The sequence below is a fragment of the Stenotrophomonas sp. B2 genome (assembly GCF_014947095.1).
Lineage (GTDB): Bacteria > Pseudomonadota > Gammaproteobacteria > Xanthomonadales > Xanthomonadaceae > Stenotrophomonas > Stenotrophomonas maltophilia_P.
In genome coordinates, this window is the sequence record NZ_JADCQA010000001.1 from 380,407 (window position 1) to 406,602 (window position 26,196).

The 26,196-nt window shown below is 67.6% G+C and carries 23 protein-coding genes; 15 read left to right on the forward strand and 8 right to left on the reverse strand.

All coding sequences use genetic code 11. The features are described 5' to 3' along the window. Positions 1–12 precede the first annotated feature (12 nt). Positions 13–624, forward strand: a complete 612-nt coding sequence (locus IMX13_RS01805) for an HD domain-containing phosphohydrolase (protein ID WP_065181148.1) — start codon at positions 13–15, stop codon at positions 622–624. Positions 625–702: 78 nt separating this feature from the next. On the opposite strand, the gene IMX13_RS01810 is transcribed toward IMX13_RS01805, so the two are convergent. Both IMX13_RS01810 and gpmA read right to left on the reverse strand, forming a co-directional pair. After that, positions 703–2,796: a M13 family metallopeptidase gene (locus tag IMX13_RS01810; protein ID WP_193395625.1), complete on the reverse strand. Its 2,094-nt coding sequence runs from the start codon at positions 2,794–2,796 to the stop codon at positions 703–705. A 147-nt stretch (positions 2,797–2,943) separates the two neighbouring features. Then, entirely contained in the window at positions 2,944–3,693 is a 750-nt protein-coding gene (gpmA, locus tag IMX13_RS01815) for a 2,3-diphosphoglycerate-dependent phosphoglycerate mutase (protein ID WP_014036448.1), read from the reverse strand. Positions 3,694–3,786: 93 nt separating this feature from the next. Between gpmA and nfi the strand changes: the two genes are divergently transcribed. Then, a complete protein-coding gene (gene nfi, locus IMX13_RS01820) occupies positions 3,787–4,461 on the forward strand; it encodes a deoxyribonuclease V (protein ID WP_193395626.1) in 675 nt (224 codons plus the stop codon). A 7-nt stretch (positions 4,462–4,468) separates the two neighbouring features. Here the strand turns inward: nfi and IMX13_RS01825 are convergent, their stop codons facing one another. The 3 genes from IMX13_RS01825 to IMX13_RS01835 form a co-directional block, all read right to left on the reverse strand. Beyond that, complete coding sequence (locus IMX13_RS01825; protein WP_053517376.1) at positions 4,469–5,449, reverse strand: cation diffusion facilitator family transporter; 981 nt, start codon at positions 5,447–5,449, stop codon at positions 4,469–4,471. A 157-nt stretch (positions 5,450–5,606) separates the two neighbouring features. Then, positions 5,607–7,856 (reverse strand): TonB-dependent siderophore receptor, encoded by a 2,250-nt coding sequence (locus IMX13_RS01830; RefSeq protein WP_193395627.1) that lies wholly within the window; start codon positions 7,854–7,856, stop codon positions 5,607–5,609. 219 nt (positions 7,857–8,075) lie between these two features. Continuing rightward, positions 8,076–9,284 carry an MFS transporter gene (locus tag IMX13_RS01835; RefSeq protein WP_193395628.1) on the reverse strand — a complete coding sequence of 403 codons (1,209 nt, stop codon included), beginning with the start codon at positions 9,282–9,284 and terminating at the stop codon, positions 8,076–8,078. Between the two features lie 81 nt (positions 9,285–9,365). Here IMX13_RS01835 and IMX13_RS01840 point away from each other — a divergent pair, with 81 nt between their 5' ends. The 5 genes from IMX13_RS01840 (at position 9,366) to map (ending at position 12,597) form a co-directional block, all read left to right on the forward strand. Next, on the forward strand, positions 9,366–9,803 hold the full coding sequence (locus IMX13_RS01840; protein WP_111185849.1) for a helix-turn-helix domain-containing protein: 438 nt from the start codon (positions 9,366–9,368) through the stop codon (positions 9,801–9,803). 168 nt (positions 9,804–9,971) lie between these two features. Then, positions 9,972–11,102, forward strand: coding sequence for a metallophosphoesterase (locus tag IMX13_RS01845; protein ID WP_080375256.1), 1,131 nt, complete (start codon positions 9,972–9,974; stop codon positions 11,100–11,102). 62 nt (positions 11,103–11,164) lie between these two features. After that, a complete protein-coding gene (locus tag IMX13_RS01850) occupies positions 11,165–11,524 on the forward strand; it encodes a VOC family protein (protein WP_053517396.1) in 360 nt (119 codons plus the stop codon). A 70-nt stretch (positions 11,525–11,594) separates the two neighbouring features. Beyond that, entirely contained in the window at positions 11,595–11,807 is a 213-nt protein-coding gene (locus tag IMX13_RS01855; protein WP_053517372.1) for a ParD-like family protein, read from the forward strand. Positions 11,808–11,814: 7 nt separating this feature from the next. Further along, a complete protein-coding gene (gene map, locus IMX13_RS01860; protein WP_111185887.1) occupies positions 11,815–12,597 on the forward strand; it encodes a type I methionyl aminopeptidase in 783 nt (260 codons plus the stop codon). Here the strand turns inward: map and IMX13_RS01865 are convergent. Then, positions 12,594–13,208, reverse strand: coding sequence for a LysE/ArgO family amino acid transporter (locus IMX13_RS01865; RefSeq protein ID WP_193395629.1), 615 nt, complete (start codon positions 13,206–13,208; stop codon positions 12,594–12,596). The two genes, map and IMX13_RS01865, sit on opposite strands and share 4 nt — an antisense overlap. Before the next feature lie 106 nt (positions 13,209–13,314). Here IMX13_RS01865 and IMX13_RS01870 point away from each other — a divergent pair, with 106 nt between their 5' ends. The 5 genes from IMX13_RS01870 to IMX13_RS01890 all read left to right on the forward strand — a co-directional run bounded on the left by IMX13_RS01870 (position 13,315) and on the right by IMX13_RS01890 (position 18,989). Beyond that, complete coding sequence (locus IMX13_RS01870; RefSeq protein WP_065181141.1) at positions 13,315–14,208, forward strand: LysR family transcriptional regulator ArgP; 894 nt, start codon at positions 13,315–13,317, stop codon at positions 14,206–14,208. Positions 14,209–14,340: 132 nt separating this feature from the next. Next, entirely contained in the window at positions 14,341–15,693 is a 1,353-nt protein-coding gene (locus tag IMX13_RS01875) for a TolC family protein (RefSeq protein WP_227255237.1), read from the forward strand. After that, a complete protein-coding gene (locus IMX13_RS01880; RefSeq protein WP_193395630.1) occupies positions 15,686–16,696 on the forward strand; it encodes an efflux RND transporter periplasmic adaptor subunit in 1,011 nt (336 codons plus the stop codon). Before IMX13_RS01875 ends, IMX13_RS01880 begins: the two co-directional genes overlap by 8 nt. Next, on the forward strand, positions 16,681–17,868 hold the full coding sequence (locus tag IMX13_RS01885) for an ABC transporter permease (protein WP_193395631.1): 1,188 nt from the start codon (positions 16,681–16,683) through the stop codon (positions 17,866–17,868). Before IMX13_RS01880 ends, IMX13_RS01885 begins: the two co-directional genes overlap by 16 nt. Then, complete coding sequence (locus IMX13_RS01890) at positions 17,865–18,989, forward strand: ABC transporter permease (RefSeq protein WP_053517363.1); 1,125 nt, start codon at positions 17,865–17,867, stop codon at positions 18,987–18,989. The genes IMX13_RS01885 and IMX13_RS01890 overlap by 4 nt, the downstream gene beginning before the upstream one ends. A 66-nt stretch (positions 18,990–19,055) precedes the next feature. On the opposite strand, the gene IMX13_RS01895 is transcribed toward IMX13_RS01890, so the two are convergent. Then, complete coding sequence (locus IMX13_RS01895; RefSeq protein ID WP_081284341.1) at positions 19,056–19,418, reverse strand: glycine zipper 2TM domain-containing protein; 363 nt, start codon at positions 19,416–19,418, stop codon at positions 19,056–19,058. Positions 19,419–19,710: 292 nt separating this feature from the next. Here IMX13_RS01895 and IMX13_RS01900 point away from each other — a divergent pair, with 292 nt between their 5' ends. Beyond that, a complete protein-coding gene (locus IMX13_RS01900; protein WP_227255210.1) occupies positions 19,711–20,406 on the forward strand; it encodes a response regulator transcription factor in 696 nt (231 codons plus the stop codon). Here IMX13_RS01900 and IMX13_RS01905 read toward each other — a convergent pair. Next, positions 20,348–21,730, reverse strand: coding sequence for a HAMP domain-containing sensor histidine kinase (locus IMX13_RS01905; protein WP_193395632.1), 1,383 nt, complete (start codon positions 21,728–21,730; stop codon positions 20,348–20,350). The genes IMX13_RS01900 and IMX13_RS01905 overlap by 59 nt on opposite strands. A 202-nt stretch (positions 21,731–21,932) precedes the next feature. Here IMX13_RS01905 and IMX13_RS01910 point away from each other — a divergent pair, with 202 nt between their 5' ends. Both IMX13_RS01910 and IMX13_RS01915 read left to right on the forward strand, forming a co-directional pair. Then, positions 21,933–24,224: an ESPR-type extended signal peptide-containing protein gene (locus IMX13_RS01910; protein WP_193395633.1), complete on the forward strand. Its 2,292-nt coding sequence runs from the start codon at positions 21,933–21,935 to the stop codon at positions 24,222–24,224. Between the two features lie 59 nt (positions 24,225–24,283). After that, the gene (locus tag IMX13_RS01915; RefSeq protein WP_193395634.1) at positions 24,284–26,161 is read left to right on the forward strand and encodes a S8 family peptidase; all 1,878 of its coding nucleotides are present in this window, start codon (positions 24,284–24,286) and stop codon (positions 26,159–26,161) included. Positions 26,162–26,196: the final 35 nt, after the last annotated feature.

Sequence of the window (26,196 nt, forward strand, 5' to 3'; positions counted from 1 at the left end):
GGGCGGACGACCATGCTGCCTGACGCCGTACCCGCCCCCGACCTGCTGCACGCACAGGCCTGCCTGATCGATGCCCTGGCCATGTCGCTGCAGATGCGCGATGCCTACACCCGCCATCACTGTGACCGGGTCGGCCGGCTGGCCCAGCGCCTGGCCGTGCACTGCGACCTGGACCAGGAGGCCGGCACGCGGGTCGCGCTGGCCGCGCGATTCCATGACATCGGCAAGATCGGCATTCCCGACGACGTGCTGCTGAGCCCTCGCCGGCACACCGAACAGGAGCGCGCGATCATGCGTGAGCATCCCGTGCGTGGCGAGCACATCTTCCTGACCACCGGCCGCAGCGATGCCGCCGCGGTGGCCAGGCTGATCCGGGCCCATCACGAGGCATTCGACGGCAGCGGCTATCCCGACGGCCTGCACGGCGAGCACATCCCGCTGGGCGCGCGCATTGTCACGCTCGCCGACGCCTACGATGCGATGACCAGTGATCGTCCGTACCGGGCGGCGATGGCGCACGGAACGGCACTGCGCATCCTCGATGACCAGGCCGGCGGCCTGATCGACCCCTACGTGCTGCAGCGCTTCCATCGCCTGCTGGCGCAGGAACCTGCGCTGGCCTGAGATCCGGCGCCACCGGGCAAACAGACGAAAGGCCCGGCTTGCGCCGGGCCTTTCGCATCACGCTTCACGTGTGATCGGTTACCAGATCACCACGCGCTTGTCGTCGGCACGCACCATCGCGTCACCGGCCTTGCACTGGAACGCAGCCGCGAACGACGGCATGTTCGAGGGCGCACCGTTGGCGCGGAAGTTGGCCGGCGCGTGCGGATCGGTGTTCAGGCGCACGCGCAGTTCGCCATCGGTGAAGTTGCGACGCCACACGGTGGCCCAGTTCATGAAGAAGCGCTGGTCCTGGCTGTAGCCATCGACCTCGACGTTCGCCTTCGGATCTTCCTTCAGCGCCATCTGCAGCGCGTCATAGGCAACGGTCAGGCCGCCCAGGTCGCCGATGTTCTCGCCCAGGGTCAGCTTGCCCTTCACATTCACGCCGGGCACCGCTTCGTAGCCATCGAACTGCGCGACCAGCTGGTCGGTACGTTCGGTGAACGCCTTGCGGTCGGCATCGGTCCACCAGTTGTCGAAGTTGCCGTTGGCGGCGAACTGGCTGCCCGAATCGTCGTAGCCGTGCATCATCTCGTGGCCGATCACCGCGCCGATGCCGCCGTAGTTCAGTGCCGGATCGGCCTTGGCGTCGAAGAACGGCGCCTGCAGGATCGCTGCCGGGAACACGATCTCGTTCTTGGTGGCGTTGTAGTAGGCGTTGACGGTCTGCGGCGTCATGCCCCACTCGGTCCTGTCCACCGGCTTGCCGATCTTGTCCAGCATGTAGCGGTAGTTGAACGCACGCGCCGCCTGCATGTTGCCGAGGTAGCTGTCGCCGTTGGTCTGCAGGCCTGCCCAGTCACGCCACTTGTCCGGGTAACCGATCTTCGGGGTGAAGCTGGCCCACTTCTCCAGTGCCTTCTTCTTGGTTTCCTCGCCCATCCACGGCAGCTGCTCCAGGCGCACCTTCAACGCCTGCGACAGGTTTTCCACCAGGTGCTGCATGGCCACCTTCGACTCGGCCGGGAATACGGCGTCGACGTACAGCTGGCCCAGCGCCTCGCCCATGCCGCCGTTGACCGACTCCAGCACGCGCTTCCAGCGCGGCTGCATTTCCTTCTGGCCACGCAGGGTGGTGCCATAGAAATCGAAGTTGGCCTTCTCGAACTGGCTGCTCAGGTACGGCGAGGCGTCGTCGATGGTGTGGAAGCGCAGGTAGGCCTGCCAGGTGCTGGCCGGCACATCGGCCAGCATCTTGTCCATCTCGGAGAAGAAGCCCGGCTGGGCCAGCGAGAACTTCTGCGCGGCCGGCACCTTCAGGGTGTCGAACAGCGCGGTCCAGCTGAAATTCGGGGTCAGCCTGTCGGCGTCTGCGGCGCTGAGCGGGTTGTAGCGCTTGGCCGGGTCACGCATTTCGATGCGCGACATGGACGCCTTGGCCAGGCGGGTTTCGAAGGCCATCACGGCCTTGGCCTGCTCGGCGGCCTGCGCGGCGTCCACGCCGGACAGGGTCAGCACCTGCGCGATGTAGGCCACGTAGGCGTCGCGGATCCTGGCCTGCGCATCATCGAAGTAGTAGCCCTTCTCCGGCAGGCCGAGGCCGCCCTGGCCGACGTAGGCGATGACATTGGCCGAATCCTTGTAATCGGCATTGGCGAACAGCGAGAACAGCACGCCCTTGCCCTCGGCCTGGCTGTCGCGCAGGTACTGGGTGAGGGTGGCGGTGTCCTTCAGCGCGGCGATCTTGTCGAGCTGCGGCTGCAGCGGCGCCAGGCCCGCAGCCTCGATCTTCGCTTCGTCGTTGCCGGTCTTCCAGATGTCGCCGATCTTGGCTTCCACCGAACCGGTCTTGGCCTGGCTGGCGGCAGCCTGCTGTACCAGCGCATGCTGCACTTCCAGCGAGCGCTCGCGCAGGATTTCGAAGCTGCCCCAGGTGGTCTGGTCGCCCGGTACCGGATTGGCCTTCAGCCACTTGCTGTTGACGAAGCCATTGAGGTCGGTGCAGGCCGCGATGGCCGGATCGAGATCGGCGCTGTTGAGCGAGATCAGCGGCGTCTTGATCTGTGACAGGTCGAAGGCCGGCGTAGCGTCGGCACTGGTCGCCGGTGCAGTTTCGTTCTTGCCACACGCAGCCAGGGAGGCGGCGATGGCGATGGTCAGGCCCAGCGGGGCCAGGTTGCGGACGTTCATGAGGCTCTCCTGCGGGTAATTCCACAGGGTAGACGGGGACGCCCGCGGCAGGGACCGGCCAAAGGTCACAGAGCGCTCGTCATGTGGCGCCGAGCCCTGCTCTGCGCCACAAAAAGCGAAGGCCGGCGTGCGCCGGCCTTCCGATTCCTACTTGGCCTTGCCCTGGTTGGCCACGGCCTCAGCGGCCTTGCGCGCCGCTTCCGGGTCGCCCAGGTAGCGGAACGACTGCACGGTCAGGTCATCGTTCAGTTCGAACAGCAGCGGAATGCCGGTCGGAATGTTCAGCTCGAGGATTTCCTCGCGCGAAACATTGTTGAGGTACTTGTACAGCGCGCGCAGCGAGTTGCCGTGGGCGGTGACCAGCACCGTCTTGCCGTCCTTCAGCTGCGGCGCGATGGCGTCGTGCCAGTACGGCAGCACGCGGTCGAGGGTGGTGGCCAGCGATTCGGTACCCGGCAGCGCGTTGCGGTCCAGCCCGGCGTAGCGACGGTCGTGGATCGGATGGCCCGGGTCTTCCAGATCCATCGGCGGCGGCGGGATGTCATAGGAGCGACGCCACACCTTGACCTGCTCCTCGCCGTGCTTTGCAGCGGTCTCGGCCTTGTCCAGGCCCTGCAGGCCGCCGTAATGGCGCTCGTTGAGACGCCAGGATTTGTTCACCGGCAGCCAGTCCTGCTCCAGCTCGGCCAGGGCGCCCTGCAGGGTGTGGATGGCGCGCTTCAACACCGAGGTGTGGGCGACGTCGAACTGCAGGCCTTCCTCGCGCATCAGGCGGCCAGCGGCGGCCGCTTCCCGGCGCCCCTGCTCCGTCAGGTCGACATCGACCCAGCCGGTGAAGCGGTTGTCCAGGTTCCACTGGCTCTGGCCATGGCGCAACAGTACGAGTTTACGGGTCACTGCAGGATCTCCAACGCGAGGAAAGGCAGGCCGCCATTGTAGCCCCGGGGCCGCTCACCGTGCCGTGGCGCGGCCCATGCGATGCTGTGATCGATGAATACCGTGATCGATCCCGGGCGCTGGCAGGGCAGCGTCGCCGCCGCACGCGAGCAACAGCTGCGGCTTGCGGCGCGGGTGGAGCGCAGCGACCGGCTGCCGGGTACCGTACGCTGGCTGGCCGGGCTGGACGTCGGCTTCAAGGACGACGGCCGCACCACCCGCGCCGCAGCCGTGCTGCTGGATGCCGCCACCCTGCAACCGGTGGCCCGGGAGATCGCCCGCATTCCCACGGTGATGCCTTACATCCCTGGCCTGCTCAGCTTCCGCGAGCTGCCCGCCCTGCTCGCTGCACTGGCCCTGCTGCCGCGTTCGCCGGACCTGGTCTTCGTCGACGGGCACGGCATCAGCCATCCGCGACGGCTGGGCGTGGCGGCGCACCTGGGCGTCGTCACCGATCTGCCGAGCATCGGCGTGGCCAAGTCGAAACTGGTCGGTCGCTTCGTCGAGCCCGCAGACGAGGCTGGCGCGCATACGCCCCTGCTCGATGGCGATGAACAGCTCGGCTGGGTGCTGCGCAGCAAGGTCCGCTGCAGGCCGCTGTTCGTCGCTGGCGGGCACCGCATCAGCGCCGATACCGCACTGCAGTGGGTGCAGCGGACGCTGCGCGGCTATCGCCTGCCGGAGCCGACCCGCCTGGCGGATCGGCTGGCGTCGCGACGGGGCGCGTAGCGGCAGATCAGTGGTGCACGTGGCCGCGATGGCCCTGCGCGTCCTCGCCGTGGTCGTGATCGTGCCGCGCATCCGGTGCGGCCGCACTGGGCGGCGCGGGATCTCCGCATGCCTCTCCGCAGTGATCTGCTTCAATCTGCAGGGTCACATGCTCGATGCCGAAGTCATCGTGCAGGCGACCTCCCAGCTCGCGGCGCAGCACGTCGGCGTCGGTACCGTCGCGCATCACGACATGCGCGGTCAGCGCCGGCGTGCTCGAGGCCAGTGCCCACACATGCAGGTCATGCACGTCCAGCACCGCGGCATGGCCGGACAGGCTGTCGCGGACCTTCGCCACATCCATGCCCTTGGGCACGCCTTCCAGCAGCACGTTGATCGCCTCGCGCATCAGCACATAGGTGCGTGGCAGCACCCACAGGCCGATCAGCACCGCCAGGATCGGGTCGATCGGCTGCCAGCCGGTCCAGCGGATCAGCAGCGCGCCGACGATCACCGCCACCGAGCCGAGCATGTCGGCCCACACTTCCAGGTAGGCACCTTTGACGTTGAGGCTTTCACCGCTGCCGGCCTGCAGCAGGCGCATCGAGATCAGATTGATGACCAGGCCGGCGGCGGCGATCACCAGCATGCCGGTGGAGGCAATCTCCTGCGGTTCGCGGAAGCGGCCGACCGCTTCCCACAGGATGTAGCCGGCCACCACGAACAGCATCGCGCCATTGATCATCGCGCCAAGGGCTTCCAGCCGCGCATAGCCATAGGTGCGGCGCGCGTCCGGCGGACGCCGGCTCAAGCGCACCGCGACCAGCGCGATCATCAGTGCGAGTGCGTCGGTGGCCATGTGGGCCGCATCGGACAGCAGCGCCAGGCTGTTGGTCCAGAACGCGCCGACGACTTCGACGACAAGGAAGGTGGAAGTCAGCCCCAACGCCCACCACAACGGCTTCTCGTGGCGGATCTGGGACGGCAGGTGATCGTGGTCGTGGCCCATGCAACAGCTCCTGTGCGATGCGGTCAGGCTACGGCGTGGCTGCGGGGGAGACTATTACGATGTTTATAACATTGCAGCTGTGCGGCGCCGGTCGCGCCGGGCGTGGCCCGGCGCTCGCCGATTGCACCGGGCCATGCCTGTCAGGCACCGCGCGCGCTCAGAAGCCGAAACGCAGGCTGGCCCAGTATGCGCGGCCCGGTTCGTTGTAGGTCGCCGCACCGGCGTCGCTGCTGTTGGCTTCGCGGAACAGGCGCTTGTCGGCCAGGTTGTTCACGCCGAAACCGAAGCTGACCGTCCCGGTAACCCTGTAGCGCGCGCTCACGCCCCAGATGTTGTATGCCCCCCGATCCTGCAGCACCACCGACGGATCGCAGCTTCCGGTGCAGCGAGGATCGTTGTTGATGTTGGTGGTGGCCGGCTCCTGCCTGCCGTAGAAGGTGCCGGTGAGCAGCAGCGACAGCTTTTCGGTGGCCTGCCAGTCCAGCATCGTGTTGACCGTGTAGCGCGGTATCACCGACAGCGGCTGGCCGGTGCTCTTGTTCTCGTTCTCCACCATGTAGGTGAAGTTGCTGCTCCACTTCAGCCGGTCGCCCTGCTCGCCCAGCAGCGGCACCACCAGGTTGCCCTCCAGGCCCTGCACGATGGCCTTCGGTGCATTTTCCCAGCGGAAGATCCGGCCACGGGTATCGGCGGTGAGGCCGACCTGGGTATACCCGGCCTCGATCTTGTCCTTGTAGTCGTTGTGGAAGTAGGTCAACGAGGCCTGCCAGCCACTGTCCGGAGCCCATTCCACGCCCAGTTCCTTGTTCAGGCTGGTCTCGGCGTCCAGCTCCGCGTTGCCCTGCAGATAGCAGCCCGCGCCCAGGCTCGGCAGTGCGTTGGGACAGCCGTTGCCACGGGTGTAGTACAGGTAGTCCGGATTGGACTGGTAGAGGTTGGGAGCCTTGAACGCGCGCGCGATGCCGCCCTTCACCACCCAGTCGCCATTGATGCGGAACTGCGCATTGAGGCTGGGGCTGGCGTTGTTGCCGAACTGGCTGTGATGGTCGAAGCGCAGGCCCGGCGTCACGATCCAGCGTTCGCCCAGGTAGATGTTGTCTTCGACGAAGACCGCCGTGGTCTGTGCATCGGACTTGCCGCGCGCACGATCGGCCGACAGGCCCGGCAGGCCACCGCCACTGCTGCCGGACTGGCTCATCGAATACGGATCGGTCAAGCGGCTGTCGAGATGCTCGAAGCCCAGCGTCCAGACATTCTCCGCCGCGCCGATCGTGGTCGGGAAACTGATCTCGCCGTCGAGCTGGTAATTGCGCAGGCGGGAGGTGGACCAGTCGGTGCCGTTGAAGCTGCCCTCGGGGCCACCGGCCAGGCCTTCGTTGATGCGCGAATTGTTGACCGCTTCCACCGCAGCAGTAACGCGCGAGGTCACATCACCCCAGCGGCCACGATGGGTGATCGCCCCGGTGGTGCGGTACATGCGGTTGGTCTCTGCCTCGCTCTCGGCCAGCGCCGCCAGATCGACCGGCGTGGAGGTACCGGTGTTGCTCACGGCACGGTCGCCCGCATAGATGTTGCCCTGGCGGCTGGTACCGGCTTCGAATTCCACCACCTGGCCGGCGTTGATGTCCCAGCGCAGCAGCGCGTTGACATCGCGGTTCTTGACGCCCTCGCGGCCTGCGGGAGGTACGGTGCCCGGCGCGGTGGCGAACGCGCGATTGAGTTCGAGCGAATCCGCGTCGGTCCTGTTGAGGTTGCCATACAGGCGGAAGGACAACGCATCGGTCATCGGGCCGCTCAGCTGCAGGCCCACGCGCTCACTGCCACCTTCGGCACTGTGCTCGGGTACCAGTCCGTACAGGTCGACCGCTCCGGTCAGATCGCCCGTCGGGCGCTTGGTGATGATGTTGACCACGCCGCCGGAGGCGCCGGATCCATAACGCGCCGCTGCCGGACCGCGCAGCACTTCGATGCGCTCGATCATCTCCGCCGGCACCCAGTTGGTGTCGCCACGGGTATTGCGCTCACCGCTGCGGCCCATGCGCACGGCGTCGCGGGCGCCGACGCGTTTGCCGTCCACCAGGATCAGCGTGTTCTCCGGTCCCATGCCGCGCAGGTCGATCTGGCGGTTGTTGCCGTACTGGCCGGACGCACTGTTGCCGGTGAGATTGACGCCGGGCATGGTCCGCAGCAGCTCGGCGATGTCGTTGGCAGGAGGACGGCGCGCGATGTCCTCGGCGGTGATTGTCGATGTACCCAGTGCTTGGCGCGCGATCTGCGAGGCGGTGACGTGCACCGTATCGATATCGGTCGCGTCGGTCTGCGCATGGGCACCCAGGGCACTGCCCGCAAGCAGGGCAGCAACGGCAAGCGCCAACGGGCGCGGCGGCGGAACAAGGACGGCAGACATCTTCAACACCTTCTGGCAGGGCAACGGGACCTCTGGCAAAGGGCTTGAGGCGACGACGGGGGAAGTGGGAGCGGCGCCGCACATCTTCCGCAGGCCGATCCATGCGCGCATTCTCCCATCAATGCGATTGATTCTCAAATGCGTCAACGCAGTGCAAGCGCTTCGCAAATGTGCATGGGGCCAAGTACGCTCGTTCGCCGTACCCCCTGCTGATGGGTACTACGCAGGAGGCCGGTGGCCGCCGGGGTGACGCGCTGCCGGTGCAGCGGCATGCAGCGCCCACCATGCCAGCGCTGTCACCGCGATGCCTGCACCGAGCGCACAGACCCTGGTCCAGCCGTGGTGCGCCTGCATCCACGTACCGGCCGCAGCACCGACGCCGCTGCCGACCGCGTAGAACAGCATGTACAGCGCCACCAGGCGACCGTGCTGTTCGGCAGGCGCGCGCAGCAGCAACGCCTGGTTGGACACATGCAGTGCCTGTCCTCCCAGATCGAGCACCACCACGCCCAGCAGCAGCCATGCCAGGGCGTGCGGCAGACCCAGCAGGGGCCACCACGCAAGCAGCATCAGCAGCAGCGCCCCCAGGCTCACCCGCAGGCTGAAACCCCGATCCATCCAGTGCCCCACCCGTGCAGCCAGCAGCGCACCGACCATGCCGGCCAGACCGAGCGCGCCGATGGCCGCGGTCGACCAGTTCATCGGTGATGCCGACAGGGGCAGCGGTACGGCCGCCCAGAACACGTTGAGGCCGGCGAACAGCAGCAGCGCCAGAGGGCCACGCTCGCGCAGCGTGCGATCACTGCGCAGCATCGTCATCATCGAGCCGAGCAGGGCGCGCCAGGCCGGCGGCTGCGAGGGAACAGGCACGGCAGGCAGGCGTCGCCACAGCAGCATCGCCAACGCCGCCATCATCACTGCTGACAGCAGGTACACCGCGCGCCAGCCGGCCAGGGCCGCCACCGCGCCGGATACCACACGCGCAGCCAGCAGGCCGATGAACACCCCGCCCTGCACCATGCCAACCACGCGCCCCCGCTGCCCCGACGGTGCCAGCGTGGCTGCATAGGCGATGAGTCCCTGGGTGAGCGCCGTCCCGAGCAGGCCCGCCAGCAGCATGCCCCCCAGCAGCCAGGCGGTACTGCGTGCTGCCGCCAGTCCCAGCAGCACCATCACCAGTGCCAGCAGCTGCACGCGCAGCAGGCGGCGACGATCGCCGCGGTCGGCCAGCGGCAGCAGGCCGAGCAGGGCCAGCACGCTGCCGGCCTGGGTGGCGGCAACCACAGCGCCGGCCGTCGCGCGCTCCATGGCGAAGGCCTGCGCCAGGCGCTCCAGCAGCGGCTGTGCGTAATAGACATTGGCCACACTGGCACCCGCCGCGATGGCCAGCAGGCCCAGCAGGGCGCGCGGAAGGACGGAAGCGGGCATGAACGTGGTTGCATATTGAAACTGGATGCACCCTATCGACAATGGTTTTAAAATGCAACCACATCGTCACGAGCCTTGCCCATGCACGCCGACAGCCCCTGCCCCGTTGCCCGCAGCGCCGATCTGCTCGGTGATCGCTGGGCCCTGCTGATCATCCGCGATGCCTTTGATGGCGTTACCCGCTTCAGTGACTTCCAGCGCAGCCTCGGCGCAGCGCGCAACATCCTAAGCGACCGCCTGCGGCGTCTGGTCGAGGCCGGGCTGCTGCTGCAGCAACCTGCCAGCGATGGCAGCGCCTACCAGCAGTACGTGCTGACGCCAGCCGGACGCGAACTTTTCCCGGTGCTGGTGGCGCTGCGGCAATGGGGGGAGCGCCACCGCTTCGCAACGGGTGAGGCGCACTCGCAGCTTGTCGAGCGTGCCAGCGGCGCGCCCCTTCCCTACATGCAGCCGCATGACCACACCGGTACGCCGCTGCTGGCGGAACAGACCGCGGTCCGCAAGGTGGACATCCGCTAGCCCGAGCCTCGCGTGCCGTTCCACCTGAGCGCGATGCGCCGGATCGATGATCCGCCTCCCACGGCAAAGCCTGCGCGCCGCCCGCGCATGCAGCGTGTAGCAATGCCAGCGTAGGATCACGGGCGGGCCCTGCGGCCCGCCCTTCCGTTGCTGCCCAGGACTCCGCCCATGCTCCGCCGTGCCCTGCCCCGATCCGCGTCCGTGCTGCTGCCCCTGCTCCTGCTGTGGGGCGTGCCAGGCGCGCAGGGCCGCGAAGTCGCCGCGCCTGCCGCCCACGTCGAGGCCGATGGCCCCTACGTGTTCCGCAACGGCGATCAGCTGCAGGCCAAATGGATCTGCGCTGACGCTGTGCAGACCCGCTCGCTGGGCACCGCCACGGGAGCTGCCGATGTCGCGCCCCTGTGCGGCTACCCGCACAGCGTGCACGTGCTGCCACCGGTCGCGCCTTCGGTGTCGGAGCTGCCTGCGGTACCGCGCATCGTCGCCCTGTCCGACATCCACGGCCAGTACGACCTGCTGGTACGACTGCTGCGCGCCCACCATGTGATCGATGCGCAGGACCGCTGGGCCCTCGGCCAGGACACCCTGGTGGTCGCTGGCGACGTGTTCGATCGCGGCCCGCAGGTCACCGAAGCGTTCTGGCTGTTGTATGGCCTGCAGCAGCAGGCGGCGGCCGCCGGCGGTGCGGTGCACTTCGTGCTCGGCAACCACGAGACCATGGTTCTGTACGACGACCTGCGCTATGTCAATCCGAAGTACCTGCGCAGTGCGCAGTTGCTCGGCCGCAGCTATCCGCAGCTGTACGGCGCCGATTCGGTGATCGGGCAATGGCTGCGGACGCGGCCGGTGCTGCTGAAGATCGGCGACACCCTGTTCCTGCATGGCGGCATCTCGCCCGAAGCGGTGGAACTGGCACTGCACCCGGCACGCACCAATGCCGCCTACCAGGCCTCGCTGGGATTGCCCAAGGCCGAAGTGAAGGCCGACCCCGCAACTGCACCGCTGTACGACGGCAAGACCAGCCCCATCTGGTACCGCGGCTACTTCGATGGCCGTCTCGATGCACGGGGCGTGCAGGACGTGCTCGACACGCTGCAGCTCAAGCGCATCGTGGTCGGCCACACGTCGATGCCGCATGTCAGCACGTTCCATGGTGATCGCGTGATCGCCATCGACAGCAGCATCAAGAACGGCGAGAACGGCGAGCTGCTGTTCATCGAGGATGGCCGGCTCAGCCGCGGTCTGCTGGACGGCTCACGGGTGCCGCTGGTCCAGGGGCAACCCGGCCTGCAGGACTGACCACGAAGGTGGCGGCACCCTGCCGGCGATACACTGCCGGCTCACCCCTGCGAGCCACCATGATGCGCCAGACCGTCATCCCGCAGCTGCGCATGCGCCACGCCGATGCCAGCCTGCCCTTCTACGTGCAGGGCCTGGGCTTCGTCGTCGACTGGGAGCATCGGTTCGAGCCGGGGTTTCCGTTGTTCGCCCAGCTCACCCGCGACGGCCAGACGCTGTTCCTCACCGAGCACAGCGGCGACTGCGAAGTGGGCGGCGCGGTCTACTTCATCGTCGAGGATGTCGACGCCCTGCACCGCGCCTTCAGTGCCGCTGGGGTACCGATCGAACAGCCGCCGCATGACACCGAGTGGGGCAGCCGCGAAATGCTGCTGCTCGATCCGGACCACAACCGCCTGCGCTTCGCCACCACAACGGAGTGAGTCCCCGCAGGCTTGAGAGGGATATACGAAACATATACGATGCGTATATTCCTCTTACCTGGATCCGCCCATGGGCATCGTCAACATCGATGACACCCTGCACGACCAGCTGCGCCGTGCCTGCACCGTCTCCAGCCGCTCGATCAACGCCCAGGCCAGTTTCTGGATCCGCGTGGGCATGCTGTGCGAAATGAATCCGACGCTGAGCTTCCAGGACATCGTGGCCAGCGAACTGCGCGCCGCCGGCGTGCAGCCACAGCCGCTGGCACCCGCACGGGCCTGACGTGAGCATCATCAAGCGGCCCGACGAGATCGCGCTGATGACCGAATCCGGCCGCCTGCTGGCACAGGTGTTCGCCGCGCTCGACAGATGGCCACTGCAGGGCCGCAGCACGATGGAGATCAACGACTTCGTCGAACGGATGATCGTCGACGAGCTGCAGGCGCGGCCTGCCAGCAAGGGCCAGTATGGCTTTCCGTACGTGCTCAACACCTCCATCGACAACGTGGTCTGCCACGGGGTGCCCAGTACCGCAGACGTGCTGCGCGAGGGCCAGATCGTGAATCTCGACATCACCCTGGAAAAGAACGGCTACATCGCCGATTCCAGCACCACCTACCCGGTCGGCGCGGTCACCCCTTCCGCACGGCGGCTGGTGCGGACCGCCTACGAAGCGATGTGGAAAGGCATCGCCGTGGTACGGCCCGGCGCGCGCCTGGGCGACATCGGCCACGCCATCGCCCGCTACGCTCGCCGCCACGGCTACAGCGTAGTAAAGGAATACTGCGGCCATGGCATCGGCCGGGAGATGCACGAAGAACCGCAGATCCTGCATTACGGCCATCCCAACACCGGCAGGGTGCTGGAAGAAGGCATGGTGTTCACCATCGAACCGATGCTCAACCAGGGCAGGCCGGCGATCCGCCAGCGCGCGGGCGAATGGCCGGTCTATACCCGCGACGGCACGCTGTCGGCACAGTTCGAGCACACCGTGGCCGTGACCCGCAAGGGCGTGCGGGTGCTGACGCTGCGCCCCGACGAGACGCCGTTGTGCGCGGTGGACGCGGCCTAGAGCGGACGCAACAGCAACAGGGTGGCGAGGCAGAACATGAAGATCGCCACGCCGGCATCCAGCACCCTCCACGCGCTCGACCTGCGGAACACCGGCTGCAGCAGGCGCGCGCCATAGCCCAGCGTGCAGAACCAGGCCACGCTGGCCACGCAGGCACCGGTGGCGAACGCCCAGCGCAGATCGCCCGGATAGCGCGTGGACAGGCTGCCCAGCAGCACCACGGTATCCAGGTAGACGTGCGGGTTGAGCAGGGTGAAGGCCAGGCAGGTCAGCAGTACCTCGCGCCCGCTGCCGCCCTGCGCCTCGGCGGCGGCCAGCGCACTGCCACCACGCCACGCGCGTAGTCCCGCCTGCAGGCCATACCACAGCAGGAACGCCGCACCACCAAAGCGCAGCACCTGCAGCAGCAGCGGCCACTGCAGCACCAGCGCGCCCATGCCACCGACAGCGGCCAGTATCAGCACGATGTCCGCGCCGGCGCAGGCCAACACCACCTTTCCCACATGACGCTGCTGCAGGCCCTGCCGCAGTACGAAGGCGTTCTGTGCACCGATGGCGATGATCAGGCCGGCACCTGCGAACAGGCCGGCGGCGGCAGCGGCGATCCACATGGGGACAGGCCTGGCAGGGAGGGGACGCGCAGAGTGCGGCCGCCGCCCCTGTTTAGACAATCTGATTCTTCTTTATCCTGTGCAGAAAAACTGAAGAGGCACCGGCATGGATCTGCTACATCCACAACTGGCTGCGTTTGCTGCGGTGCTGGAGGAAGGCAGCTTCGACGCTGCAGCCCGACGCCTGTCGATCAGCCCGTCGGCGCTGTCGCAACGGATCAAGGCACTGGAGGACCGGCTCGGCCAGGTACTGGTGGTACGCCAGGCACCGTGCCGACCCACCGCCACAGGTGAAGCGCTGCTGCGCAGGGTGCGACCGATGCAGACGCTGGAGGCCGAGGCGCTGGCCGAACTGCTGCCCGAACGCGGCAGCGATGCCCCGCGCACACCGATCCCGTTGGCGGTCAACGACGACTCGCTCGACACCTGGTTCGTGCCGGCCATCGCCGAGCTTCACCAGCGCCATGGGTATCTGTTCGACCTGCGCATGGATGATCAGGACCACACCCTGCAGTTGCTGCGAGATGGCAGCGTGCTCGGCGCGGTCACCGCCGAAAGCCAGCCGGTGAAGGGCTGCAACGTGCATCCGCTCGGCGCCATGCGTTACCACGCCATCGCCTCGCCCGGCTTCGCCCGCCGGCACTTCAGCGAGGGCATGCAGGCTGCGGCGCTGGCACGTGCGCCGATGCTGGTGTTCAACCGTAAAGATGAACTGCAGTGGCGCTTCGTGCGGCGGCTGACCCGTGCGCGGCTGCAGCCACCGCTGCATTATCTGCCCTCCTCGACCGGCTTCGTCGAAGCCGCCGCGTGCGGACTGGGCTGGGGCATGGCCCCGGAAACCCTGGTGGGGCCTGCCGTGCATGCCGGCCGCGTGGTGGTACTGGAACCCCGCCGCTGGCTCGACGTGCCCTTGTACTGGCAGCACGCGGCCGTGCGCTCAAGCACGCTGCAGCACATCACCCAGGCATTGCGCACGGCGGCCAGCGGCGCCCTGCGCTGAGGTCCATACGATGACCGCAGACCCGGGCTTCACGCGCAGACCACTAACGTTTGCTCACTTCTTAACTACAGGAACGGCATGCGTGTGAGCCGCCCACGGACAAGGATGCGCAGCGCGATGGGCGTCGCCGGCATGGCCTTTGCGGCCTGCTTGCCCTTTGCCACGTCAGCGCAGGCCATCACCGATACACCGGCATTGGACTGGGAACAGGCGCGGCAGCGGTTGGAACAGGTTTCCGACGCGCTGGCCGCGGCCGACGCCGCCGTCCGCAACAAGCAGGATCTGCAGGAGGCCACGCGCCTTCTGCGCCTGCCGGAGATCACCGGCGAGGTCCGCCGCCTGCAGTTCCAGAAGACCCTGACCCTGCCACTGGGCTCGCTGGCACCGGTGGCCGAGGCCTTTGGCATCGATTCCCCCCTGTCGTTCACCGAACGCGACTGGCGCACCCGCCCGGTCGTCACCGCTGTGCTGCCGCTGTACACCGGTGGCGTCATTCCTGCCGCACAGCGTGCCGCCAGCGCAGCCCACGAGCAGGCCAGCGCGGAACGCGAAGCACAGCGGCAGTCGTTGACCGTGCAGCTGGCCCAGGCCTACTTCGGCCAGCGCCTGGCCGAGCAGGCGGTGGACGTGCGTCGTGACGTCCGTGATGGCCTGGAACGCCACCTGGCCGATGCGCTGAAGCTGGAGCGCGAAGGCTTCGCCACCCGCGCGCAGCGACTGCAGGCCACCGTGGCGCGCGACAAGGCAGAGCGCGAGTACCAGAAGACCGTCAACGACCTGGCCACGTTGAAGGCCGCGCTGGCCACCCTGCTGCGCAGTGGCGGCGAGGTGCAGCCGGTATCACCCCTGTTCGTGCAGCGCGTGCCGCTGGAGCCGGCCGCCAGCTTCGAGCGCATCGCGCAGGCACGGCAACCCCAGATCGCACGGCTGCGGGCCATGGTGGCGCAGGCCGAACAGGGCGTGCGCGTACAACAGGCCAAGCTCAAGCCGCAGATATTCGCCTTTGGCCAATACGACTTCCGTCGCCGCGACGAGATGCTGACCGATCCGGACTGGGCGTTCGGCATCGGCCTGAAGTACACCTTCCTGTCGCCGAACGCGCGACCGGCGCAGATCAGCGCGGCACGTGCGCAGCAGGAGCAGGCGGAAGCCGGACTGCGTGAAGCCGAGAACCAGGTCGCGCTCGGCGTGCGCAAGGCGTGGAACGAGCTGGAAACGGCACGCCAGCAGTTCGTGCTGCTCGACAGCAGCATCGCCCAGGCACAGGAGAACCTGCGCCTGCAGGAGCTGGCATTCCGCGAGGGGCAGTCCACGTCGCTGGACGTCATCGATGCGCGGCTGGGTCTGGGAGGCGCTCGCGTGGAGCGTGCACAGGCCGCCTACCAGTACGATGTCGCGCTGGCACAGCTGCTGGAGATCAGTGGGCAGATGGACCGCTTCGAGGAATTCCGGCGTCGCGCAGATGAGGTGATCGACCATGAGTGACGTATTGCAGGATGAAGCGACACCACCAGGCAAGCGCCGGCTTGGCCGGATCCTGCTCGTGGTGCTGCTGGCAGTGGTGGCGCTGGGCCTGTGGCTCGCCTGGCGCAGCCCGGCCGACCAGATCCAGGGCATGGCCGACGCGGACACGATCAACGTCGCAGCGAAGATCACCGCCCGTGTCGCCGAGCTGAAGGTTCGCGAAGGTGACCGCGTGCAGGCCGGTCAGGTCGTGTTCCTGCTCGACAGCCCCGAAGTGACGGCGAAGGAACAGCAGGCACGCGGCGCTCTGGCCGCTGCGCAGGCGGTGGCCGACAAGGCTGCCGAAGGCGCACGTAGTGAGGACATCCGTGCTGCCGAAGCCAATTGGAAGCGTGCCGAAGCCGGAGCAACGCTGGCCGAAGCCACCTACCGCCGCGTGCAGAACCTGTTCAACGAAGGAGTGATGACCCGGCAGAAGCGCGACGAAGCACTCGCCCAGTCCACCAGTTCGCGCGAGCTGGCCCGTGCCGCCCGTGCCCAGTACGACATGGCACTGGCCGGTGCGCGGGAACAGGACAAGCGTGCCGCGCAGGGCCAGGTACAGCAGGCGCAGGGCGCCGTGGCCGAAGTGGATGCGGCCCGCGTCGAAGTGGAGGGCCGTGCACCAGTGGCCGGCGAGATCAACAAGCGCATGGCCGATCCCGGCGAACTGGTACCCGCCGGCTACCCGGTATTCACCCTGGTCGACATCGACCGCATGTGGGTATCGATGAACCTGCGCGAATCCCAGATGCAGGGCCTGAAGGTCGGCAGCACGCTGCGTGGCAGCGTGCCGGCCCTCGGTGAGGACAGCGAGTTCAAGGTCTACTTCATCAACCCGGCCGGCGACTATGCCACCTGGCGTACCACCCGGCAGTCGTCCGGCTACGATGTCCGCAGCTTCGAGGTGCGGGTGCGCCCGGTACGCCGCATCGAGGGCTTCCGCCCCGGCATGAGCGTGCTGTTCGCATGGCCCCAGCACTGAGCCCTGGTGGCAACGGCTTTGCTGCTGCCTGGCAGCGCGAGCTGCGGGGTCTTGGTGGCAACCGTGCCGACCTGGCGCTGGTCACGGTGCTGCCGCTGCTGATGCTGGTACTGATGGCCTGGATGTTCACGCCATCGGTCATGCGCGATGTACCCATCGCCGTGGTCGACCTCGATCACAGCAGCGACAGCCGGCAATTGCTGCGCATGCTCGATGCCAGCCCGGGGGTCCGCATCGCCCGCCAGCCCGCCGACATGGACACCGCGCGCTCGCAGCTGCGCAGCCTGGAGGTGTTCGCAGTGGTGCTGGTGCCGCGCGACGTGACCCGTCAGGCCCTGCGCGGCCGCCAGGGCACGGTGTTCGCTTATTACAACGCCACCTACATGACCACCGGACAATCGGCCGCGCGCGATATCGCCGATGCGGTGTCGGCCTGGAATGCACGCATGCTGCGCGAGCGCATCGGCCTGCAGGTGGGGCCCGCAAAGCTGCGCGCCGCCCCGATCGCCGTGCAGTCCGACATCCTCTACAACCCTGCACGCAGTTATGAGCTGTTCCTGCTGCCGCTGATCTTCCCGGCCGTCCTGTCGCTGGTGCTGGCACTGGCCGTGGCCGGAAGCGTGGGCCGGGAAATCCGCGATGGCACCCTGCCGGCCTGGCTCGGTGACACCCCGTGGGCATCGATCGCCGGCAAGCTCGCGCCCTACGTACTGTTGTTCGCGTTGTACGGCACGCTGGGCGTCGGCTACCTCGCATGGCTGCGCGGGGACGGCATCGCCGGCAGTCTGCTCCTGCTGCTGGCTGCGCAGCCGGCGTTCTACCTGGCCACGGCCGCATATGCGTTGTTCTTCGTCGGCCTTGCCCGTGACATGGGTACCGCGCTGTCGGTGGTCGGCCTGACCATCGGCACAGCGCTGGCCTTCTCCAGTGCCACCTTCCCGGTACTGGATGGCCCGCTGTTCACCCGCATCTGGCACCAGCTGCTGCCACTCAGCGCGTACATCAAGGTGCAGACCGAGCAGCAGTTCGTCGGCGCACCGCTGTCCGTCTCGCTGTGGCCCTTGGCCACGCTGTTGTTGATGTCGGTGGTGGCCGGCGGCATCGGCAGCCTGCGGTTGATCGCTTTCGGCCGCACCCCGGAGGCCGCGCGACCGGCCGGGGCCGACGCATGAGCGCGGTCTGGCGCAGCCTGCGGCAGACCCTGCTGGCGGTGCTCGGCGACCGCTATGCCATCGTGGTGATGGTCGGTGCAGTCATCCTGTACTCGTTCTTCTATCCCGCCGCGTACCGCCACCAGGTGGCCGGCAATCTGCCGGTGCTGGTGGTCGATCAGGATCACAGTGCCACCAGCCGCGAACTGCTGCGCATCCTCGATGGCCTGCGCGTGGCGCGCGTGGTTGGCCAGCCGGCGGATCTGGACAGCGCGCGCCGGCAGCTGGAAGCGGGGCATGCCGAAGGCATCGTGCTCATCCCCGCGAACCTGGAGCGCGACATCCTGCGTGGCCAGCCAGCCAAGCTGGTCCTGCTGGGCAATGGCGCCTACCTGGGACGCGCCAGCTGGGTGCTGGGCAGCATCGCCGATGCGCTGGGCACATTCGGCCGCGACGCCGCCGTGACCCAGGCCGCGTTCATGGGCGCGCCGCAGGCAGCGCCGGTCACTCTCGTGCAGCGGCCCCTGTACAACACGCAGGAAGGCTATGGCAGCGCCATCGTACCCGGCGTGGCCGAACTGATCGTGCACCAGACACTGCTGATGGGCATCGGCGTACTGCTGGGAGGGCGGCGCCTGGTACTGGGCCGCCGGCTGCACTTCGATCTGCCGACCCTGGCAGGCATGGCGATGGGCTTCGGCCTGATCGGGCTGTTCGGCCTGTTCTACTACGCCGGCTTCACCGCCTGGGTACAGGACTACCCGCGCGGCGGAAATCCGCTGGGCCAGCTGCTGGGCGGCACGCTGTTCATTGCCGCCACCGTGGCCTTCGGGCTGTTCATCGGCAGCTTCTTCCGCACCCGCGAACGCGCCTTCCAGTACATCATCGCCACCTCCATTCCGCTGTTCTTCCTCGCCAACCTCTCCTGGCCGGCGGTGATGACGCCCCGCCCGCTGGTGTGGCTGGCGCAGCTGCTGCCGACCACCTCCGGCATCAATCTGATGGTGCGGTTGAACCAGATGGACGCACGCCTGGACGAAGTCAGCCGTGAACTTGCCACGCTCGCGGCGCTGCTGGTGATCTACGGCGGTCTTGCCATCTGGCGGCTGCATGGCAGGCCGTCGGGCGGGGTGCGCCCCTGAGCACAGACAAACGCCGGCACGGAGCCGGCGTTCGTTGCATCACTACGTGGAAGGGGAAAACGGCGATCAGCGGTAGACGCGCTCGCAGCGACGTTCCACCACCCGATCGCCGGTCTTCTGCTGGTGGTTGCCCTGGATCTGTCGTCCGGCGGCGCCGCCGGCGACTGCACCGGCGACGGTGGCGAGCTTCTTGCCATTGCCGCCGCCCACCTGGTTGCCCAGCAGGCCGCCCACCACCGCACCTGTGGCAGTACCGGCAATGCGGTTCGGATCGCGCGAGTTGCGCTGGACTTCAACGTTCCTGCATTCCACACGGCTGCCGTCGTTGAACTTGCGGCCTTCGTCGCGGGGCCCGTAGGTCTGCGCACCCGCCATCGACGATGCCGCCATCAGGGTGCCCAGCACGAGCAGTCGGGTCGAGGTCTTCATGGCCAGCTCCTGTCTTCCGGGATGGGTCCAGTCTCCGCCTGCCGCTGGCAACTACGAGTGAAATCGGTGTCATCAGGACTTCATCGGCCATGCGTCGTTCATGAAGAGAACCGCGGCCATGGAACGATCCAGCGCCTGGCAGAGGCTTCCGTTCGGTCGCCGCGAAGGGAATCGGCCCCCTGCATCGGTGCGCCGACCCGCGCGGCCCCTCCCGGGGGCAGCGCGCATGCGGCTATGATCAACCGACAAAGGGCGCAGGCATCTGGACGTGGATGTGCAGGAATCAGAAAGCTTGAGGGTAGCGGTACTGGAGGACGAGCCTGCCCTGCGCGAGCGCATCATCCTGCCAGGCCTGGCGCGCTATGGATTCCTGGCGACCGGCTACGCCAGCGTCGCCGCCTTCCGCGCCGGAATGGAGAGACAGCCCGCCGACCTGCTCGTGCTCGACGTGAGCCTGCCTGACGGCGATGGCTTCAGCCTGGCGCGCGAAATGCGCCAACGACAACCGGGCCTCGGCGTCATCATGCTGACCAGCCTTGCCGATGTGAGTGATCGCATCCGCGGCCTGACCGAAGGTGCCGACGTGTATTTTTCCAAGCCGATCGAGATCGATCTGTTGGCGGCGGCACTGCACAGCCTGGCACGACGGATCGCCACGCCGGCAACAGCGAACCGGTCACTGCCCGGCTGGAGGATGAGTGAGGACCAATGGGGCCTGATCGCGCCCGACGGCACCTCGGCCGCGCTCACCCGCAGCGAGCGCAGCCTGTGCGCGGAACTGTTCCAGCACGCCGGAGCGCTGGTGTCACGCGAGCAGCTGATCCTGGCCATTGCAGATGATTCAGACGACTTCGATGCGCACCGGCTCGACGCCATGGTCTACCGGCTGCGCGTGAAGGCACGCAAGCGCTGTGGAATGGAACTGCCTCTTACGGTGGTTCATGGCCGGGGATACATGCTGAATCCTGCCGGGCGCACGGCAGGCTGATCAGGAACGTCGTTCCTTCGCCACAGATGCTCTCGACGCCGATGCCACCGCCGGCCTCTGTCACCAGCTCGTTCACGACCGCCAGCCCCAGTCCCGTGCCCGAATCCGCCGGCTTGGTGCTGAAGAAGGGTTCGAAGATCCGGGCCGCCACCTCGGCGCGCATGCCGCTGCCATTGTCACGCAGGTGGATGCGGACGCGATCTCCATCGCGGTCGATGTCGATCTCGAACCGCCCGTGATCGCTGAGCGCATCGCGGGCATTGGACGCGATGTTCAACAGCATCAGCTCGAACTGGCTGCGGTCCATCCGCACCGGCGCCGCTTCACCATCGCTGCGCACGGACAGTACGATCCCCGGCCCAAGCAACTGGCGCAGCATCGACTCAAGTTCCCGGACCGCCTGCGCGGCATCAAACACGACGGCCTGCTCGCCATCACGACGGCTGAAACGGAGCAGCCGCCGGCTGATGGCCATGCCACGCCGCGCGGTCTCCTCCACGTCTGACAGGTGGCCTTCAAGCTGCACCAGACGCTGCCGGCTGCCTTCGCCGTCGTCTTCATGCCGCTGGTTGGCGAAGCCGACGATCACCGCAAAGATGTTGTTGAAATCATGCGCCATGCCGCTGGCCATGCGTTCGGTGATCTCCTTCTTCTGCGCATGGATCAGCTGGGCATGGGTGCGCTCTCGTTCGCGCATCTCTTCGGCAAGTTGCCGCCCCCGCTCGTTCGACTCGCGCAGGCTTTCGCGCAGAGCCTGGGTCGTCCGGTCGATCAGCAGTGTGACCAGCAGGTAGGTGAACAGCAGTGGGGGCAGGTTGTAGAACGCACGCGCCGGAGCATCGGCGAAGACGCTCATCGCATCGCGTCCTGCACCCAGCACCACGCTGCCCACCAGGACCGCCAGCGTGGTCCACAGCGCGCCACGACCAAGCACCAGACCACTCAGCACGAGCACCAGCATCTGGGCGAGCTGGTCGGGCATCTGCCGTTGCAGGCCGTTCACGCCCAGATTGATCGTCGTGACCAGCAGCATGGCACCGATCAACAGCTTGACCGCCGCAGAGAACGCACCACGCCGCGTCAGTGCCAGTCCGATCCATGCGGCGGCGCCGATCGAGAGGCTCATCGCCAACGAGGCATGCGTCGACCAGTGCACCTCGCTCGAGACCAGTTGGGACCAGGCCACGATCACCGCGAAGGCCAGGGTCGCCGGGATGGTCACCCCCAGGAACAGGAGCAGCAGCTGGATGACGCGCGCGTTGCGGCGGTCCACCGGGTCTTCGATCGGCGCCCGGTCCAGCCAGCGCAGGAATGAACGGAGCATGGGCGGCGTGAAGAGATGGCGAGAAACCGATCATATTTCTGTCAGGAGTTGCAGTCGACATGCCCCCTCGGTGGGCCTACGTTCATGTTGTCGGCGGGCGCCTACGCCACTGCCGTGACACGACGACTACACCGCCCCACTCGTCGACCCCCTGCGGGCAGCCACGACGAAGGGCCTGCACTCCAGATCGAGGATCAGAGCAATGAACCGGATTTACCGTATCGTGTGGAACGCCGCGCTGGGCCGGCAGGTGGTTGTGTCCGAAATCGCGTGCAGCCGGACGCGGTCCGGGCGCCGCCGCCAGGTCGCGGCGCTGCTGGCCACCGGCTCGCTGCTGGTGTCCTGCTCCGCCCTGGCCAGCGGGATCGTCACGGCGCTGGGCGTCGAGCAGGTGTCCGCGCCGGAGCAGATCGTGTACGCCGCCGATGTCGAGGCTGATCCAGTGCCCTACCTCGCCGCCACCGGCAGCGAGGACAGCAATGCCGGCGCCTACGCCGACGGCGACAACGCGCTGGCCGCAGGCGAGGCGAGCGCCGCGGTCGGGGAAGGCACGACCGCGCTTGGCGCCGGCAGCGTGGCCTACGCCAACCGCGCCACCGCGGTGGGCAATGAAGCGCTGGCCATCGCCGACTCGAGCACCGCGATCGGCGGCATGCTGGACATCGACTACCAGTCGCAGAACCCGTATGGCGTAGTGCTGTTCCAGCAGACCGCCGCCACCGGCGTGGCGTCCACGGCGCTGGGCGCCGGCGCGCAGGCCGAAGGTGACTTTGCCACTGCCGGGGGCGCCGGCGCCCTGGGCAGCGGCAAATCCAGCGTGGCGATCGGCGGCATTGCCGACGATCTGGAGGACCAGATCGGGGAAGGTTTTGCCGGCCAGCTGCTGCAGAACACGCAGGCCACCGGTCGCCTTTCGGTGGCCGTCGGCGGCGGCGCGCAGTCCACCGCCTATGCAGCAATCTCCATGGGCGGGCTGGCCAGTGCCAGCGCTATCCGCTCCACCGCGATCGGCTACCGCGCGGTGGCCAGCGCGTATGACGCCATGGCCGTCGGTGACCGGGCCCAGGCTCTGGGCGAGTTCTCCAATGCGTTCGGTTCGGGCGCACTGGCCCTGTACGACCTGACCGTGGCCGTGGGCAGCAATGCCCGGGCGGGCGCGCTCAACACCACGGCCCTGGGCGCCAACGCGCTGGCCCTGATCGAGGGCGCCACCGCAGTCGGTTATGGCGCCTGGGCCGCCGGCAAAGGCAGCGTGGTGGTCGGTGACGGCATGACCTGGAATGGCGATTTCTGGGGGGATACACCGCGGCTGTTCACCAACAGCGTGGCGATCGGCACGGATTCGGATGTGTGGGGCAGCGAGTCGGTGGCGATCGGCGGCGGTGCAACCGTGGGCGACCCGTCGTTCGTCGACGGCGTGACCCACCCCGTCGACCGCGCGGTGGCGCTCGGTGCAGGCTCTTACGCCGATCGTGACAACACCATCTCGGTGGGACGCGCAGGCAGCGAACGCCAGATCGTCAACGTGGCGGCCGGTACGGCGGCAACCGATGCGGTCAACAAGGCACAGCTGGATGCGGTGTCGGGTGCGCTCGGCAATTTCGCCGACAGTTTCGCAGCCATCGATGTGCAGATCGGCAGGCTGACCACCCGACTGGATGACATCGAGGCGGACGTCGGTGCAGGTCATGGCCGCAACGATCAGGTCGCCGTGGGAGGCGATTCCGCAGCCCAGGCGGGCGAAGGGACCAACGCTGTGGCAGTGGGATCCGGCGCGACCGCCAACGCGGACAACAGCGTGGCGCTGGGCGCCGGCGCCTACGCCCATGGACCCAACGACACGGCGTTGGGCGGCAACGCGCGGGTCAATGCCGACGGCAGCACGGCCGTCGGTGCCAACAGCCGCATCAGTGCCCAGGCCAGCAACGCCGTGGCCCTGGGTGAGTCGGCCTCCGTCAGCAGCGCTTCCGGCACCGCACTCGGCCAAGGTGCCAGCGTCACCGCCGACAACGCCGTCGCATTGGGGCGCGGCTCGGTCGCCGATCGCGCCGACACGGTGTCGGTCGGTGCCAGCGGTGCGGAGCGCCAGATCACCCATGTGGCCGCCGGTACCCAGGCGACCGATGCGGCGAACGTGGGCCAAGTCAATGCCGGTGTCAACGCGGCGAAATCCTATACCGATGCACGGTTCACCGCATTGAACGATTCCTTCGAAACCTATCGTACGGACGTGGACCGCCGCCTCAGCTCGGTCGATCGCCGCCTGGACCGCCAGGGCGCGATGAGCGCGGCGATGCTGAACATGGCGACCAACGCCGCAGGCAGCCGCAGCGAACGCGGGCGCATCGCGGTCGGTGCGGGCTTCCAGAGCGGCGAGCAGGCGCTGTCGGTGGGCTATGCACGGAAGATCGGGGAACGCGGCTCCTTCAGTCTGGGCGGGGCCTTCAGTGGTGGCGAATCCTCCGCAGGCGTGGGCTTCGGCATCGACCTGTGACAGAGCGACACCGACCACTCCCGCTCCGACGCGCTTCACCCTTTCCCTGGAGACCCACCATGTCCATCCACACCTCACTGGCCGCTGCAATCGCTTCGGTGTTGATCACCGCCAGCGCCGCCCATGCCGCACCACGCCTGGATACCAGCAAGGTGATCAAGCGCAACGTGGCTGCCGCCACATCGACCGCCCAGCCGTCGGTCGGCCAGCGCTTCATCGTCAAGACCACCGGCACCACCACCCAGTCACGCAGCCTGTTGACGCAGTCGCTCGCCAGCTCGGCGCAGCGTTCAGGCATCACCACGGCGGCTGCGGCGACGGCACGCGCAGCCGCCCGTCCGGCCGCCAGGGCCAGTGTCCTGCGCAATATGGCCGTACCTGGCTGGTACGTGGTGCAGACCTCACGCCGGCTCAACTCCGCCGAGACGGCAGCCTTCGTCCGCGAGCTGGCGGCCGAACCCGGCGTGACGTCGGTCGAAGTGGACCGGCTCTACCAGGCGCTCGACACCGGGCGCGGCATGGTGCAGCCGAAACTGATCCCGAATGATCCTCAATATGCCCAGCTGCAGTGGAACTTCCACGATCAGACCGGTGGAGTACGCGCCGACCAGGCCTGGGACATCTCCACCGGCGCAGGCGTCGTGGTGGCGGTGATCGACACCGGCGTCGTGGAAAACACGCCCGACCTGAAGGACAACGTGCTGCCGGGCTATGACATGATCTCCGACCGCTTGATCTCCCGTCGCGACACCGACGCCCGCGTCGCCGGTGGCTGGGACCAGGGCGACTGGATGGAAGCCAATTACTGCACGGCGCTGGGCGCGCCTCCGCACGCCGCCCGCGACAGCTCCTGGCACGGCACCCACGTCTCCGGTACCGTCGCGCAGCAGACCAACAACGGTGTCGGCCTGGCCGGTCTGGCCCACAACGCCAGGATTCTGCCGGTGCGTGTGCTGGGTTCGTGTGGCGGGTACGGCAGCGACATTGCCGATGGCATGTTGTGGGCGGTCGGTGCGACCGTTGCCGGCCTGCCGGTCAATGCCAATCCGGCAGAAGTGCTCAACATGAGCCTGGGCAGCAATGGGCCCGACGCCTGCCCGCAGATCTACCAGGACGCCATCGACGAAGTGAACCGACGCGGTGCGATGGTGGTGGTGGCAGCCGGCAACTCCAACGCCGATGCCGGCACCTACACGATGTCCTCCTGCAAGGATGTGATCAGCGTCGGCGCCACGCGTGTCACCGGCGGCAAGGCCAGCTACTCCAGCTGGGGCAACCGGGTGGATCTGTCCGCGCCGGGTGGCGGTGGAGGTGTTGATGGAGACCCGAACGGCTACATCTTCCAGATCGTCAACACGGGCACCACCCGCCCCACGACCGAGTTCGGCATCGGGGGATATACCGGCACCTCGATGGCATCGCCCCATGTGGCCGCAGCAGCAGCGCTGGTCCAGAGCGTGGCCACCACGCCGCTGCGCTGGGACCAGATGCGGGACCTGCTGAAATCCACTGCGCGTCCTTTCCCGGCCAGCATTCCCACCAGCACACCGATGGGCGCGGGAATCCTCGACGCCAATGCACTGGTAACCGCCGCGACCACCGAACCCTGCGATCCCACCGTCGAGAGCTGCACCCCGCCGAATGTGGAACTGAGCAATGCAGTCGAACTGCGCGGGCTGTCAAGCACCTCCGCAGAGCGGACCTACAGTTTCACCGCCCGGGCCGGCACACCGTTGACCATCATGACGCTGGGCGGCAAAGGCGACGTATCGCTGTATGTAGCGGCGCAGCGCGTCCCCAGTGCCTCCGATTACGATGCGAAATCAACCCGACCGACCAATTCGGAGTCGGTGCGGATCGGCTCGCCCTCGGCGGTCACCTACATGATCCGCCTCACGGGAACATATTCCGGGTTGACTCTGGTAGCCCGGCAGTAAGCCTCAAGGGCGGCGCCACTCCGCGCCGCCCTCGA

Excerpts from the sequence above, each read along its gene's own strand:
- IMX13_RS01835 (WP_193395628.1), bottom strand. The coding sequence starts at position 9,284 with ATGCCCGCTTCCGTCCTTCCGCGCGCCCTGCTGGGCCTGCTGGCCATC.
- IMX13_RS01880 (WP_193395630.1), top strand. The coding sequence starts at position 15,686 with ATGAGTGACGTATTGCAGGATGAAGCGACACCACCAGGCAAGCGCCGG.
- IMX13_RS01855 (WP_053517372.1), top strand. The coding sequence starts at position 11,595 with ATGGGCATCGTCAACATCGATGACACCCTGCACGACCAGCTGCGCCGT.
- IMX13_RS01890 (WP_053517363.1), top strand. The coding sequence starts at position 17,865 with ATGAGCGCGGTCTGGCGCAGCCTGCGGCAGACCCTGCTGGCGGTGCTC.
- IMX13_RS01845 (WP_080375256.1), top strand. The coding sequence starts at position 9,972 with ATGCTCCGCCGTGCCCTGCCCCGATCCGCGTCCGTGCTGCTGCCCCTG.
- IMX13_RS01905 (WP_193395632.1), bottom strand. The coding sequence starts at position 21,730 with ATGCTCCGTTCATTCCTGCGCTGGCTGGACCGGGCGCCGATCGAAGAC.
- IMX13_RS01825 (WP_053517376.1), bottom strand. The coding sequence starts at position 5,449 with ATGGGCCACGACCACGATCACCTGCCGTCCCAGATCCGCCACGAGAAG.
- IMX13_RS01840 (WP_111185849.1), top strand. The coding sequence starts at position 9,366 with ATGCACGCCGACAGCCCCTGCCCCGTTGCCCGCAGCGCCGATCTGCTC.
- IMX13_RS01885 (WP_193395631.1), top strand. The coding sequence starts at position 16,681 with ATGGCCCCAGCACTGAGCCCTGGTGGCAACGGCTTTGCTGCTGCCTGG.
- IMX13_RS01850 (WP_053517396.1), top strand. The coding sequence starts at position 11,165 with ATGCGCCAGACCGTCATCCCGCAGCTGCGCATGCGCCACGCCGATGCC.
- IMX13_RS01915 (WP_193395634.1), top strand. The coding sequence starts at position 24,284 with ATGTCCATCCACACCTCACTGGCCGCTGCAATCGCTTCGGTGTTGATC.
- IMX13_RS01810 (WP_193395625.1), bottom strand. The coding sequence starts at position 2,796 with ATGAACGTCCGCAACCTGGCCCCGCTGGGCCTGACCATCGCCATCGCC.
- IMX13_RS01910 (WP_193395633.1), top strand. The coding sequence starts at position 21,933 with ATGAACCGGATTTACCGTATCGTGTGGAACGCCGCGCTGGGCCGGCAG.
- IMX13_RS01865 (WP_193395629.1), bottom strand. The coding sequence starts at position 13,208 with ATGTGGATCGCCGCTGCCGCCGCCGGCCTGTTCGCAGGTGCCGGCCTG.
- IMX13_RS01805 (WP_065181148.1), top strand. The coding sequence starts at position 13 with ATGCTGCCTGACGCCGTACCCGCCCCCGACCTGCTGCACGCACAGGCC.
- IMX13_RS01830 (WP_193395627.1), bottom strand. The coding sequence starts at position 7,856 with ATGTCTGCCGTCCTTGTTCCGCCGCCGCGCCCGTTGGCGCTTGCCGTT.
- IMX13_RS01875 (WP_227255237.1), top strand. The coding sequence starts at position 14,341 with ATGGCCTTTGCGGCCTGCTTGCCCTTTGCCACGTCAGCGCAGGCCATC.
- nfi (WP_193395626.1), top strand. The coding sequence starts at position 3,787 with ATGAATACCGTGATCGATCCCGGGCGCTGGCAGGGCAGCGTCGCCGCC.
- IMX13_RS01895 (WP_081284341.1), bottom strand. The coding sequence starts at position 19,418 with ATGAAGACCTCGACCCGACTGCTCGTGCTGGGCACCCTGATGGCGGCA.
- IMX13_RS01870 (WP_065181141.1), top strand. The coding sequence starts at position 13,315 with ATGGATCTGCTACATCCACAACTGGCTGCGTTTGCTGCGGTGCTGGAG.